Here is a 13820-nt window from a genome sequence, read left to right as displayed (position 1 = left end):
TGATGTCACGCTTTATGAAGTGGATTGCCTTCATTATCTTTATCTTTGTAATGGATTTGTCGCGTTTCATCGATGCCATAGATAATAGCTTCTCACACTTTAAAAAGTGGTTAACTAAAAGTTAGAGAAACAGCAAAAAACACCTCGAAAAGAAGTTCTGATTCACAATAATTGAGAGGTACATTGAGAATCCTATTCCCTAACTTTTATTCGGGCGCCCCTAACCCCTAAAAAAGATGTGAGAAATCAATACGTTATTTTATAAAAAAGAGAGTATGGTACGCCCAAGGGGAATCGAACCCCTGTTTCCGCCGTGAAAGGGCGGCGTCCTAACCGCTAGACGATGGGCGCAAACCAATGATGAGGCTTATAGAGAGGATCTTTTTAATTCGCAAGCCCTCTCCGTGTTTTTTTTGAAAAAAACATATTTTATGAGATTATTTTTAGCTATGCTTCTCTAAAAAGTGGAAAAAATAATCATTTTTCTCCTATGTTTACTCTACGCGGTTAAATGAGGAGATTTTGGGAAGAGATAAGAGTTTACTGCTTCTTGCTCTTTTCTATATTTAAAATCTTTTTGTTTAGAGGTTTCTGTGCGTGGAGAAATTAAATTAGGTTGGTGTGCTCATAATTAGCCAATATTTGAGGATTGCGTTATATATAAGCCAAGCGTATGGTTCTTGTGTTGAGATAAGACTTATGAAGATGTTTGAATGTAGGAACAGACGTTTAAATTATAAGATACTAGCAGGATATGTAGTATTCACTTCTATTGTATTATATTCATCTTTTTCGTTTTTCATAACTTAAGTTTTTTCACCGAGCGTTATTTGTCTTTGAATTTTTTGCTTTATGCTTTGTTTATTGAGTTTAGCTTTTATGAATAAGATTTTGTTATCTTAGAATAAAACTATTTTTTGATATAATTTGTTAATAAAATCTGCATCTATAGATTTAACAGTTTCCATTGAGAATGTTTGCAATAGTTTACATGGAATATATTAAAAAAAATGTTAGACTAGCGGATATGTTTTTCTATTGAAAATGGATGAATTATAAGTTTTATGCAATGTAAAATCCTGTTGAGAATATGGGATATTTCCATAAGAGTGTTTGTGACCAATCCATTGAAAAATATATAAAGAAATATGGGGGCGTAATTAAAATTTTTATGCGCCATGCAATACCCAATATTTGAATCAGTCATTTTATAGAGATTCTTAATTTTTGAAAAAAGAAATGTTGGTGTTTTTAGGAATTTTGATTACGTGAGTGGTGGTGTTGTACGAGGGTAAAAATTGGTTTAAATAGAACGGGGGACTTCTTTAGATTATACTGGTTATAAGTGTTATTTGGATTGGTTAGCAGGTTATTTGAATATTTTTTAGAGAAGATAGGGATAAGCAGTTAGATAATGAGAGAGGCTTTAAGGATTGGCATTGCGGGGCTTGGTACTGTTGGTAGTTCAGTTATTCGAATTTTACGTGAAAAAGCCAATAGTTTGGCTGACCAATGTGGACGTGCAATTAAAATTGTTGCAGTTAGTGCACGTGATAAAGACCGTAACCGTGGCATTGATTTGAGTGATGTAAAATGGTTTGATTCACCTGTAGAAATGGCTGCTTCTCATGAGATTGATGTTTTTGTTGAGCTTATTGGTGGCGAATTAGATATTGTGTATACAGCTGTTAACAAGGCCCTTGAGGTGGGACATCATGTTGTTACTGCTAATAAAGCGCTTCTCGCCAAACACGGCGGGGAACTTGCTGTTAGTGCAGAAAAGAAAGGTGTGTTCCTTCATTTTGAAGCCGCCGTTGCAGGAGGAATTCCTGTCATTAAAGCGATGAGAGAATCACTTGTTGGTAATCATATATCGCGGATTTATGGCATTCTTAATGGTACATGCAATTATATATTAACGCGCATGTTTACAGAAGGTCTTTCATTTAAAGATTGTTTGGAAGATGCACAGAGGCTTGGTTATGCTGAAGCGGATCCCACTTTCGATATTGGAGGTCATGATACTGCTCACAAGTTAGCTTTATTGACAAGTTTAGCATTTGGAACGGCGGTTTCGTTAGATGATGTTTATGTTGAAGGAATTAGCAATATTTCGCAGATTGATATCCGTGCGGCTGATGAATTGGGGTATCGGATTAAGCTTTTAGGAGTTGCATTAAAGACTGATACTGGAATTGAACAACGTGTTCACCCCACAATGGTACCAACATCATCAATGATTGCGCAGATTCATGGTGTGACGAATGCTCTTTCTATTCAAAGTGATTTATTAGGTGAACTCTTATTTTCTGGTCCCGGTGCTGGGGGAGTGGCAACAGCATCAGCGGTTATTGGTGATTTAGCTGATATAGCTAAAGCATGTCCTGGTTTTCAGTATGCACCTGTTTTAAGAAGTCCAGCATTGAGGCTTGCTCCTCACAAAAAAGCGCGTATTTCGCATCATGCAGGTGGTTATTTTATTCGTTTAAATGTTCATGATCGTGCTGGGGTTTTTGCAGCGGTTGCAAAGCATATGGCTGATAATTACATTTCATTAGAGTCGATTGTTCAAAGGCCTTTTATAGAAAGCCAGATGCTCAAAACAATCATCTTAATAACGCATGAGACAACGGAAGTGAATGTACGGAAAGCACTTGCTGCAATTGAAAAAGATGGTCATCTTGTTGCAAAATCTCAATTTATTCGTATTGAGCCTATAGCATAGAACTGATAATTTGTTTATGGTGAGCAACAAAGGCCGGAGTGCTTTTTCTCTTGTGGAAAGTGTGCATCTTTGCCAAAAGCGTTCTTCTTTATATTTAGATATTTAGTAATAAATGCTAGTATCTGTTGTAATGCTTTTTCAGTAGGATTTTTTATATGCTAGCAACTCAGAAAATTTTAAATGGGCTTGATCGTATTTTAACCCTTGAATTGGTACGCGTAACTGAACGTGCTGCTGTTGCTGCGGCACACTGGCGTGGACGTGGTGATGAAAAGGCTGCTGATCAAGCTGCTGTGGATGCCATGCGTCAGGAACTTAATCGGTTGCCTATTGATGGTACAGTGGTTATTGGCGAAGGTGAACGCGATGAAGCTCCTATGTTGTATATTGGAGAGAAAGTAGGTTTACAAAACGGGCTGGCAATTGATATTGCACTTGATCCACTTGAAGGAACGACAATTTGTGCAAAAAATCTTCCTAATTCTTTAGCGGTGGTTGCTATTGCTGAAAAGGGTAACCTTCTTTATGCTCCTGATGTTTATATGAAAAAAATTGCTATTGGTCCTGGTTATCCAAGGGGTATTGTTGATATAGATGCGCATCCTGCTGATAATATTCACGCTCTTGCTAGGGCTCGGGGCGTGAGCGTTAATCAGATTACCGTTTGTATTATGGATCGTCCTCGCCATACAAAACTGATTGATGAAGTGCGAGCAACGGGCGCATCAATTCGTTTAATTGGTGATGGAGATGTTGCAGCTGTTATTGATACAACTGATCCAGAGGAAACGGGTATTGATATCTATATGGGGATTGGTGGAGCACCAGAGGGCGTGTTAGCTGCTGCAGCCTTACGCTGTATTGGTGGACAGATGCAAGGGTGTTTGCTGCTTGATACAGACGAAAAAGTCGCACGTGCAGCCAAAATGGGGATCGATAACCCCAATAAAGTTTACACAATGGAAGAAATGGTAAAGGGTGACGTGTTGTTTTCTGCAACAGGTGTAACGGACGGCAATATGCTTTCTGGTGTTAAATTTACTTCTCGTTATATTCAGACGGATACTCTTGTAATGCGTTCACATACGGGAACAATTCGTAATATTAAAGCACAGCATAGGGATTATTCAAAGTTTGATTAACCTCGTCTTTTGGCTGTAGCTCTTAAAAAATATCTTTTGAGAACGTATGCTCCCATGAGGTTTCTAAGAAATCCACTCTCATGGGAAATATTGACAGTTGTAATTAGAGAGACCTTTTTATTCTTATTATGAGAGCTTGACAGAATGTACCCAGCCATTTTTATCTTCTCTATTGCCTTTTTGAAGGTCAACGAGCTGTGTGCGAAGTTGTTTTGTTACCTCACCAATCATTCCATCTCCGATAACAAATTCACCGCCTTTATATTTGAAATGTCCAATTGATGTAATAACGGCTGCCGTACCACAAGCAAAAGCCTCTTTAAGATGGCCACTTCGTGCGTCTTCTTTAAGGGCTTCAAAAGAATAAGGACGTTCTTCTATCATTAGTCCCATTTGTTGAGCCAACTGTAAAATTGAATGACGTGTTATTCCTGGAAGGATAGTGCCACTAAGTGCAGGTGTTACAAGTGTATTATCTGCCATAATAAAGCAAGCATTCATACCACCAAGCTCTTCAATCCACTTATGTTCAATCATGTCAAGAAAAAGTACTTGGCTGCAATTATTTTCAGTTGCGATTTTTTGTGCAAGTAAGCTTGCTGCATAGTTACCTCCACATTTTGCTGCACCTGTTCCACCCAGACCTGCACGGCTATAATCTGTTTCAATCCATACGCTCACAGATTTTTCTTCTCCTTTGAAATATGATTCAACGGGAGATGCTATGATACAGAAAAGATATTCTTCAGAAGGGCGAACGCCCAAAAAGCTCTCATTGCCAAACATGAATGGACGTATGTAGAGGCTAGCATTTGGATTTCCAGAAACCCATTTTTGATCAATTCTTACCAATCGATGAACAGCGTCTAAAAAAATATCCTCTGGCAATTCAGGCATAGCTAAGCGTTTTGCTGATTCTATGAAGCGCTTTGCATTGGCTTCAGGGCGAAACAATAAAATACGCCCATCTTTTGCGCGATATGCTTTTAAACCTTCAAAAATTTCTTGCGCATAATGCAAAACAGCACTTGCTGGGCTAATTTCTAAAGGTTTGTATGGAGAAATAACAGCGTTATGCCAACCTTTGGTGTTAGTCCATTGGATGGTACATATGTGATCTGTAAAAAATTGCCCAAAACCTGGCTCTTTAAGAATATGCTCACGTTCTTCATCTGAGAAAGGTGATGGATGTTTTTCTATTTTAAACGGGATTGATGATGTAGGAGAGTTCATAAGTAAAACCTTTTGCGATATACTTTATTTCTAGGTGTTTTGTATTATAAAAATAAAGAAGTTCTTCTAATATAGCACTCTATTATTAGCAAATCAGTTGTGTCAATGCCTTATTATAAAATTAAAAGAAGGGCTATTGAGAGATGTTTTGTTGCTCTTTTTATATTTTCCTTCTCAATTTAATCAAATCATCAGGAACCTTTATACATATTGGTCGTTTTCTAAAAAGTGTCTGAATAATTTCATATATGTATATCTTATAACTTGAAGGTAGGGGAGTTTAGAAAAGGAATTTACCATGATTAATAGAAATTACCATACATACGAGGAACGTATCGCTGAAGAACAGAAAGAGCGTGAACAGCGTAATGCGATTGGTAAAGGTATTCTTGCCATTCTTCTAGCGCTTTTTTTACTCTGGTTTATTTTCGGTTTTTTAGGATCTTTTTTTGAAAAGTCCCCTGAACATGTATCTCACTATAATACGACGGAATCAAGCCAAACAATAACAACTCCAAAAAAAGATTTAAATCCAACAATTCCAGTACCTTATACCTATAGGGATCAGGGAGTATCTTTATCTCATGAAAAAAATCCTTAAGAAGAAACTAAACCAACATGGGTTAAAGAGTAAAATGACCTATAATCTATGGAAAAATTGATCAGATAGATTTTAACTCCTGAAGTTGGTCGATAAATTAATTGCTCTAAACATAAACACTGCAACGGGTTTAAAAACCGTTGCATGTTTTATTTACCGTGTGATGAAGCAACTTCCTCCATAATTTTTGATATTTTCACAAAGGCTTATGGCATCATTTCGGTTTTGTGTTTGAATCCGAACACGATAATAGGTTCCTTTTCCTGGTATGAGAGCAGATTGAATATTTACAGGACGAACGCCGATAAGGGATCCAAATTTAGACTTCATTTTTTTCAATGAATTCCTAGCGAGTTCATGGGTTGGTTGGGATGCAAGCTGGACGTAATAATTCTCTGAATTTTGTATGCTTATTTGCTTTGATAGTGTCGGGTGAGAAGCAGCATGTGTCTGTAACTGTGAATTTTTCTCTGCATGTGAAGGCACTGGTATAAATTTTTCTTCAATATCAGAATGAGGAGCATTTTCCGCTATTATTGCATCAATATCACTGGTAACTTTATCTTCTGTTTCTTTGTTATTTATATCGGACTCGTGCGAAGCAACAGGAGACAAATCTTGAAATTGCTCTACTGTCGTTTGATCACTCGTTTCTTTTATTTTATCTGTGGTTTTTCTTTCTGTGAGATTCCCTGGTGCTAATACAATCGTGCCGTCGTGATTTACGATAACAGTTTGTACTTCTCTTGTTGGAATGGTGTGATTGATGGCTTCGTTTACTGCGTCGTCGACATCGGTTTCAGCAAAAGAAGGAGATAAAGAATCTGTTGTCTCTTGTTGGTTTACTTCCGCTAAGTCTTCAGGCTGTTCAGAATTATCAATAAGGAATTTTTGTGTATTTTCTTGTTTTTCATTTTGCCCAGTTGTTTGTTTATAAATATCTAAATTATGAGCAACATCATCTTTCGTTTCAGTTGATTCTTGTTTGAATTTGAAAGGTGTATTGTCAGCATGGATAATAGGGACTCCTTCATTTTTTTCTGATGGCGTAAAAAAATGAGAATAACCAACAAAACCAATGGCTATTAAAATAAGAAGAAGAGCACTTTTGATAAGAGTTTTACCAACAATAAAACTTTTTACAGGAGGAGGAGCTGATGCATAAGTCGAAGTTTCATCTACACCTTTGTATGATGGACTCTCAGTAAAAGAGGAGGAACTATAATCCATATTGTCAGTGGGAAAAGAGTTGGAATTTTTATTTTGGGAATTTGTATATGCATCTTCTCTTGGATTTTGCATGGTTTGATGAAAGATTTCATTGAAAATTTCATTTTGTTGTTGCTGCCGCGAAAAATTTTCTTCTGAAACATGTCCGATATTGAGGACATCAGCAAATTCTTCTTTTAAACTATCCGTCGGTATGTCATATTCTGGAGCTTCATAGGGAACCTCAGGCACCATAATTGGTCCAGTTTTTTCTACGAGCTCCTCTGCAAATTTATAAGTATCGACATCTGGAGGGGGAGTGTTTTTATGCGTATAGTTATGAGCAAAGAAACTATCTGTTTGGCTTGTTGCAAAAGTCTCCGATGAGGAGCGTCTATCCTTTAAATTATTTTGATTATAGGGACTTTCTTTTTTACTGCTTTGCTCAGAGATATTTTCAGCAGCATTGATAAATTCGGTTTGAGTATCATGATATTTTTGAGTTTTTTCAGCATAAGTTTCTTGTTGTAAAAACTCTTCTTCATAAAACTTGGGGGAATTAGTTGTATGGTGCTCTTGGGGAGAGTCTTCTAAATCAGAATGTTTGTTTATCTGTGTTGCAGCATTTGAGGGTGATGAGAAGTTTTTCATTGTCTCATTTCTTCCAGTATCTTCTTTCTCTGCAATAAGATGAGAAGAGGAGAAAAATACGTCTGTAGAAGGGGGAGAGACATCAGTACGATATTCTTGAACTCGATTTTTTTCATTAGCCGAAAATTTATAGGGATGTTGCACAGAAGTATCGTAGAACCTTTGATTGTTATCATCATTTTGTTGTACGCTTCCAATATTTTTCTGATTTTCTTGCTGCGAAATTGTTGATGAAAAGCGATCAATGTGTTCGCGGTAGTCTGTTGTGATTTTCTTATTCGTAGTTTCATCTGTTTCATCAAAAAAGAAATCTTCTGGTCGTGCACTAAGATCACTTTTTTCAAAAGAAGTAGTTCTCTTTTGAGGTGATTGATTTTGAGGAATAGGTAACGGAGAAAGCGCATCTAAAATTTTCTCTTCATCATGATTCATAGGTAAAGAGTTTTCTTCTTTAGGCAAAAAGCTCCTTCTTTCTAAATGCTTGAAAGAAGAAGTTGAGGCAATATCTGGGGTTGATTCACCGCCGACTGTATGTAAATCCCATTGCTTCTTTTGATCATTACAGGATAAGTCGTTTGTTAAATTATTTTCAAGTTCCACTTCTAGGAAGGACAAATCAAAATCATCATAGGATGAAGTTTCAGGGGAGGATGGAGCTTTAGAGGAAGGAGACATCGCTTGATCAGTCTGTATAGAAGAGTGATCATTTTGACTTTCGCTTTGTTTGCGCGGATTAAAAATTCGCGTAAGTCTCTCTAAAGGATCATGATGTTCATGATCTTGTTTCATTTCGTGTGGATTCTTGCGATCGTTATCGCTCATAGCTTTTCTCACATGATGATCTGCATCTGCGTGCAATAAATGGTTAATTTTGATTTGTTATTTAATTACAATTTTCCCCTCTTTATCAAAATATACGAAAAAGTTTATTAATAAAGTACCTATTTTATGTAATTATAGAACTTTTTCAACGCATTTCTATTGGGGCTTCGACTCCTATAATTGTAAGTCCTGATGATAAAATATTTATGACAGCTTGTACTAAGCCCAATCTGGCAAGTGATAGTTCCTTATCATCAGGCTGAATAAAGCGTAAATTCAGATTATCACTTCCTTTGTTCCAATGGGTATGAAAGCTAGAAGCCAGATCATAGAGATAAAATGCCAATCGATGAGGTTCTTTATGAATGACCGACTGTTCAATGATACGTGGATATTCAGACAATTTGCGTATTAAGGATATTTCATTATCGTCTGTTAATCGGTTAAGATGCGTGATTATTGTATCATTTGGAAGATTTTCAATACGAAGAATTTCTTGTGCTTGACGAAGGACTGAATGACAGCGTGCATTTGCATATTGCACGTAAAAGATAGGGTTATCTTTTGATTGTTCTGTTACTTTTGCAAAATCAAAATCAAGAGGGGCTTCACATTTGCGATATAACATCATAAAACGGACTGGATCGCGGCCGACTTCTTCTACAACGTCACGCAAAGTGACAAATGATCCCGCTCTTTTTGACATGCGTACAGGTTGACCATTGCGAAAGAGCTTGACTAATTGGCATAAGAAAACACTCAACTTTGCTTTATCGCTAGAAATTGCTTTTGCCATCGCTTCTAACCGCTTTACATAACCAGCGTGATCAGCCCCTAAAATATAAATCATTTCATCAAAATGACGATTGAACTTATCATGAAAATACGCAACATCTGCAGCAAAATAAGTGTAAGAACCATCAGATTTAATTAAGACACGATCTTGGTCATCTCCTACATCTGTTGAACGGAACAAAGTTTGTTCGCTTGGTTCCCAGTCTTCTATAGTTTGCCCTTTGGGTGGTGGGAGTTTGCCTTTGTAGATATAACCGTTTAAGGTGAGGTCATTAATCGTATTACGAATAGCACGCGCATCATCTGCGTAAAGCATTCGCTCTGAGAAAAAAATATCGTGATAAATATTAAGGGCTGCTAAATCTTCGCGGATCATTGACATCATTGCATGAATGGCACGTTCTTTTACGATAGATAAAGCTTTCTCTTCGTCCATAGTAAGCAGTTGGTCACCAAATTCTTGCGAAAGTGCTTGTCCTAAGGGTATCAAATATTCACCAGGATAGAGACCTTCTGGAATTTCATTGATTTTTTCTCCAAGAGCTTCGCGATAGCGCAAGAGCACAGAGTGAGCGAGTATTTCGATTTGTTGACCAGCATCATTTATATAATATTCTTTTGTAATATCATAGCCGGCAAATTGCAGCAAATTGGAGAGAACATCTCCAACAACAGCACCGCGGCAATGTCCCACATGCATTGGTCCCGTTGGATTTGCTGATACATACTCAACATTGATACGTTTTCCTTGCCCCATAGAGATACGACCATAGGAAAGACCTAATTCAAGCATCGATTTTATAATATCTTGCCAAAATGATTTGGTCAGCTTTATATTGATAAAACCAGGGCCGGCAACATCAATATGCTCAATAGAGGGGTCATTTTTTAAAAGATTGATAATCTTTTCTGCAAGTATCCGAGGATTTAATCCAATAGGTTTGGCAAGCACCATAGCCGCATTGGTTGATAAATGACCATGGGAAGAATCGCGTGGAGGATCAACAGTGATTTTTGATAAATCTAAATCTTCTCCATTTTTTCCTTTTATATCAGATGACTCAAGTGATTTTTTAATTTTTTTCTCGAAGTTTTTAAAGACATTCATATTCAACTTCCATCATGGTATTCAAAAGCAATTAAATGAAATTATCTGTATAGTCAAATAAACGGTGATATTCACGTAGAGCATAGGGATCGGTCATACCTGACAGAAAGTCCGCAATGTGACGTGCTAACTCATGATTTGTTAAGTGCGCTGTTTTTTTGCACCAATTTTCAGGCAGGTTCTCTGGGTTTTTATAATAAGAGTCGAATAATTTTTGGACAATGCATTTTGCTGCATTACGACGACTAAGAACTTGATCATGGTAATAAAGATTTTTAAACAGGAAATCTTTGAGTTCTTTTTCATAAATGGCCATTGTGGGGGAAAAGGTAACAATGGTTTGTTTTGCGTGATGAATGTCATTGCTGCTTGTGGGGTTGATTTGTGCTAGGTTTTCTTGTGATTGTCTTATGACATCTTCAACCATGGTTGTTATCTGTCTTCGTACCAGTGCGTAACCACGACGAGTTTGATCGAGCTGTGGATGTTCGTCTGTGATGTCTTTTAATAATTTTGCTGTTAATGAAACTTGTTCGAATTGATCAAGTGTTAAAAATTGTGAACGTAGTCCATCATCAATATCATGCGCATTATAAGCAATATCATCAGCAATAGCAGCACATTGTGCTTCGAGTCCAGCGAAACAGTCAAGCTCAAGATCTTGCTTTGCATTGTATTGTAGAATATCGATAGGAACTTCTTTTTGGTTTGCATAAGGACCTAAAAGGGGACCGTTATGTTTTACAAGTCCTTCGAGTGTTTCCCATGTCAGGTTAAGTCCATCAAAATTTGCGTAGCGTTGTTCTAGCTTTGTGACAATGCGTAATGCTTGTGCATTATGGTCAAACCCGCCATAAGGTGCCATTGCTTCATTGAGGGCATCTTCTCCTGCATGACCGAAAGGCGTATGCCCAAAGTCGTGAACAAGGGCAATGGCTTCGGCAAGATCTTCATCAAGACAAAGTGCACGGGCTAATGTTCGTGCGATTTGAGAAACCTCTATTGAATGCGTCAGCCGTGTACGATAATGATCACTTTCATCAGCGATAAACACTTGTGTTTTGTGTTTGAGGCGTCGAAATGCATTAGAATGAATTATGCGATCTCTATCTCGTTGAAAAGGTGACCGTACGGTATTCATAGTCTCATAAAATAATCTTCCACGGCTTGTTTGCGGATTGGTACTATAGACCGCTCGAGTTTGGTAATTAATATTACTTATATCCATTGCAAGCTGTCCATTCTCATCTTAAAATTGAGGTTGGTTTATTAACTTCTCTTTAGTTAACAATACTCTTTCTTGATAGTTTAATGCAAGGATATACAGAATGCGTGTGAATATTTCAGATGTTGCTGCCAAGCAAATTGCTCAGATACTTTTGAGTGAACCCGATAAAATAGGATTACGTATTTGCGTTGAAGGCGGTGGGTGTTCGGGTTTTTCTTATAAATATAGTTTGGTTTCTGAAATGTGTGAAGATGATCTCGTTCTCAAAAAAGATGGAGCTGTCGTCTTTATTGATTCATTATCCCTTCCCTTTATGGAAGGGGCTGAGATTGATTTTGTTGACGATCTTATGGGACAGTCTTTTCAAATTCACAATCCCAATGCTGTTGCATCGTGTGGGTGTGGTGTGAGTTTTTCAATTTGAGAGTGATGATTTTGTGATATTGTTTCTTGAAAAAATGAACACTTTGGTCAACAATGTGAAAATGGGTATTTTTACAAAAAGATTGAGCCGGTGGTTGTGCGTGGTGTTTGGCTTATTGATTTGGAGCTATTGCGCCTTTTCTAAAGAAGGAGAAGATCACCAGCAGACACAATTAAAAAGCTTTATGATAAAATCTTCAGATTATGAAGCAGATCATGAAAAAGAAAATAAAGAAAATTTTGTTGCTCAAAGCCAGCTTATTTTGCATGCTCGATTAAAAAATAGCAATGAAGATATCGTAAAAGGGCTCATATGGCGGATTTATGCGCCCATCTTAGGGATTGATAATAAATTACCACTCATTGCAACTTATAAGGGGGGGAGTGCGCGTTTTGATTTAGAACCAGGGAGCTATCTTGTTCATCTTTCATTTGGTCACGTGAGTGCAGTACAGCATGTAGATTTAGAAAGTGGACAAAATCTTGTGAAGAATTTTGTCCTTGATGCTGGTGGTATTATTTTTAATGCTACACTCCTCAATGGTGCAATCAATGAAAAGGAATTGCGTTTTACTCTTTATGAGGATGAAAAAGAAAATGATGAAACTGGCGTTATTTTATCAAATATTAGTGCTCAATCAATTGTGCGTTTGAAAGCTGGCCGTTATCATGTTGCTTCCCATTATGGTTCTATTAATGCTACTGTTCGTTCTGATGTCCAAGTCGATGCAGGGAAAATTACAGAAGTCACTCTTGAACATCAAGCTGCTCAAATTATCTTAAAGTTGGTACGGCAAGAAGGAGGCGAAGCGCTTGCAGATACAAGTTGGTCTATTACCAATGATTCTGGTGATATTGTTTATGAGACAGTTGGCGCGTATGTTTCACTTGTATTAGCTGAGGGGGAATATATTGCGATTGCTAAAAATCAAGATAAAATTTACCAGAAAGCTTTTTCTGTTGTTTCTGGCCATGATGAGGAGATAAGTGTGGTAGCAAATGCACAAAATATGCAACGAATCGATGAGGAAATAGATTAACAGCTAAGAGCGGTTTATCGCATAAAGGATAATGAGAGACAGGTAGAGGGTTTTGGTGGTAGAAATTTCAACAGTTGGTGTTTTTTTTGCTGGTGCATTGTCTTTTTTATCACCATGTGTTTTGCCATTAGTTCCTCCTTATTTATGCTATATGGCAGGGATTGGTATTGATGATTTTCGTTCAGAAAAGCATCAGAAGAAAACGTTTATACGATGGGGGCTTTTATCCTCTGTTATTGCTTTTGTGCTCGGTTTTACAACGGTTTTTATTGCTTTAGGTGCCAGTGCAAGCACAATTGGTAAGTTTATCGGTTATTACCGAGATTGGTTTGCACTTGCTGCTGGAGTTATCATTATCATTTTGGGTTTAAATTTTTTGGGTCTTTTCAAGATTACTTTTTTATTTCGTGAAGCACGTTTTCAAACACGAGGAACGCCTGCTGGTCCTTTAGGCGCTTATGTTATTGGTTTAGCTTTTGCATTTGGTTGGACACCATGTATTGGTCCAATTTTGGGACCTGTCATAACTTTGGCTGGGACAAAAGAGACTGTAGGTGAGGGAGCACTTCTTTTGGGAGTTTACGCATTAGGTCTTGGAGTACCTTTTATTTTAGCAGCTCTCTTTTCCAGCAGTTTTATGAGATTTTTAAGAGCTTTTCGTATTCATTTAGGAAAAGTTGAAAAAGTTATTGGTATTTTTTTGGTTGTTAGCGGCATTTTATTTTTAACAGGTTCTATGCAAGATCTTTCCTTCTGGCTTTTGGAACATTATCCTTCCTTGAGTCATGTTGAAGCTCTTCGTTGGGACAATATTATAAGTTTTTTTGGATTTTCTCGTTAGTT

Annotated in this window: 10 protein-coding genes and 1 tRNA gene; 6 read left to right on the top strand and 5 right to left on the bottom strand. The window is 37.3% G+C overall.

The window, feature by feature from the left end; all coding sequences use genetic code 11:
* Positions 1-276: 276 nt before the first annotated feature.
* Positions 277-351: transfer RNA gene (locus PVV69_RS05375), tRNA-Glu, on the bottom strand.
* Positions 352-1414: 1063 nt separating this feature from the next.
* Here PVV69_RS05375 and PVV69_RS05370 point away from each other — a divergent pair.
* Both PVV69_RS05370 and glpX read left to right on the top strand, forming a co-directional pair.
* Complete coding sequence (locus tag PVV69_RS05370; RefSeq protein ID WP_273756750.1) at positions 1415-2725, top strand: homoserine dehydrogenase; 1311 nt, start codon at positions 1415-1417, stop codon at positions 2723-2725.
* Between the two features lie 155 nt (positions 2726-2880).
* Positions 2881-3867, top strand: coding sequence for a class II fructose-bisphosphatase (gene glpX / locus PVV69_RS05365; RefSeq protein WP_273756749.1), 987 nt, complete (start codon positions 2881-2883; stop codon positions 3865-3867).
* A 126-nt stretch (positions 3868-3993) separates the two neighbouring features.
* Here the strand turns inward: glpX and PVV69_RS05360 are convergent, their stop codons facing one another.
* Positions 3994-5100, bottom strand: a complete 1107-nt coding sequence (locus PVV69_RS05360) for a branched-chain amino acid aminotransferase (RefSeq protein ID WP_273756748.1) — start codon at positions 5098-5100, stop codon at positions 3994-3996.
* A gap of 298 nt (positions 5101-5398) precedes the next feature.
* On the opposite strand from PVV69_RS05360, the gene PVV69_RS05355 reads away from it, so the two are divergent.
* A complete protein-coding gene (locus tag PVV69_RS05355; protein WP_273756747.1) occupies positions 5399-5701 on the top strand; it encodes a hypothetical protein in 303 nt (100 codons plus the stop codon).
* A gap of 153 nt (positions 5702-5854) precedes the next feature.
* Here PVV69_RS05355 and PVV69_RS05350 read toward each other — a convergent pair whose 3' ends face one another.
* The 3 genes from PVV69_RS05350 to PVV69_RS05340 all read right to left on the bottom strand — a co-directional run bounded on the left by PVV69_RS05350 (position 5855) and on the right by PVV69_RS05340 (position 11514).
* Positions 5855-8383, bottom strand: coding sequence for an SPOR domain-containing protein (locus PVV69_RS05350; protein WP_273756746.1), 2529 nt, complete (start codon positions 8381-8383; stop codon positions 5855-5857).
* A 145-nt stretch (positions 8384-8528) separates the two neighbouring features.
* Positions 8529-10286, bottom strand: a complete 1758-nt coding sequence (gene argS, locus PVV69_RS05345; RefSeq protein ID WP_273756744.1) for an arginine--tRNA ligase — start codon at positions 10284-10286, stop codon at positions 8529-8531.
* Between the two features lie 31 nt (positions 10287-10317).
* On the bottom strand, positions 10318-11514 hold the full coding sequence (locus tag PVV69_RS05340; protein WP_273756743.1) for a deoxyguanosinetriphosphate triphosphohydrolase: 1197 nt from the start codon (positions 11512-11514) through the stop codon (positions 10318-10320).
* 100 nt (positions 11515-11614) lie between these two features.
* Between PVV69_RS05340 and PVV69_RS05335 the strand changes: the two genes are divergently transcribed.
* From PVV69_RS05335 to PVV69_RS05325, 3 genes are all read left to right on the top strand, one after another.
* Entirely contained in the window at positions 11615-11938 is a 324-nt protein-coding gene (locus tag PVV69_RS05335) for an iron-sulfur cluster assembly accessory protein (protein WP_273756742.1), read from the top strand.
* Positions 11939-11999: 61 nt separating this feature from the next.
* Positions 12000-12977, top strand: coding sequence for a carboxypeptidase regulatory-like domain-containing protein (locus PVV69_RS05330; RefSeq protein WP_273756741.1), 978 nt, complete (start codon positions 12000-12002; stop codon positions 12975-12977).
* A gap of 52 nt (positions 12978-13029) precedes the next feature.
* Positions 13030-13818, top strand: a complete 789-nt coding sequence (locus tag PVV69_RS05325) for a cytochrome c biogenesis CcdA family protein (protein WP_273756740.1) — start codon at positions 13030-13032, stop codon at positions 13816-13818.
* Positions 13819-13820: the final 2 nt, after the last annotated feature.

This window comes from Bartonella sp. MM73XJBT (genome assembly GCF_028618465.1).
In the GTDB taxonomy this organism is placed as follows: domain Bacteria; phylum Pseudomonadota; class Alphaproteobacteria; order Rhizobiales; family Rhizobiaceae; genus Bartonella.
Note: the sequence above shows the minus strand (reverse complement) of the source record. Positions and strands in the feature narration are given on the sequence as shown.

Excerpts from the sequence above, each read along its gene's own strand:
- PVV69_RS05335 (WP_273756742.1), top strand. The coding sequence starts at position 11,615 with ATGCGTGTGAATATTTCAGATGTTGCTGCCAAGCAAATTGCTCAGATA.
- PVV69_RS05350 (WP_273756746.1), bottom strand. The coding sequence starts at position 8,383 with ATGAGCGATAACGATCGCAAGAATCCACACGAAATGAAACAAGATCAT.
- argS (WP_273756744.1), bottom strand. The coding sequence starts at position 10,286 with ATGAATGTCTTTAAAAACTTCGAGAAAAAAATTAAAAAATCACTTGAG.
- PVV69_RS05370 (WP_273756750.1), top strand. The coding sequence starts at position 1,415 with ATGAGAGAGGCTTTAAGGATTGGCATTGCGGGGCTTGGTACTGTTGGT.
- PVV69_RS05330 (WP_273756741.1), top strand. The coding sequence starts at position 12,000 with ATGGGTATTTTTACAAAAAGATTGAGCCGGTGGTTGTGCGTGGTGTTT.
- glpX (WP_273756749.1), top strand. The coding sequence starts at position 2,881 with ATGCTAGCAACTCAGAAAATTTTAAATGGGCTTGATCGTATTTTAACC.
- PVV69_RS05360 (WP_273756748.1), bottom strand. The coding sequence starts at position 5,100 with ATGAACTCTCCTACATCATCAATCCCGTTTAAAATAGAAAAACATCCA.
- PVV69_RS05355 (WP_273756747.1), top strand. The coding sequence starts at position 5,399 with ATGATTAATAGAAATTACCATACATACGAGGAACGTATCGCTGAAGAA.
- PVV69_RS05340 (WP_273756743.1), bottom strand. The coding sequence starts at position 11,514 with ATGGATATAAGTAATATTAATTACCAAACTCGAGCGGTCTATAGTACC.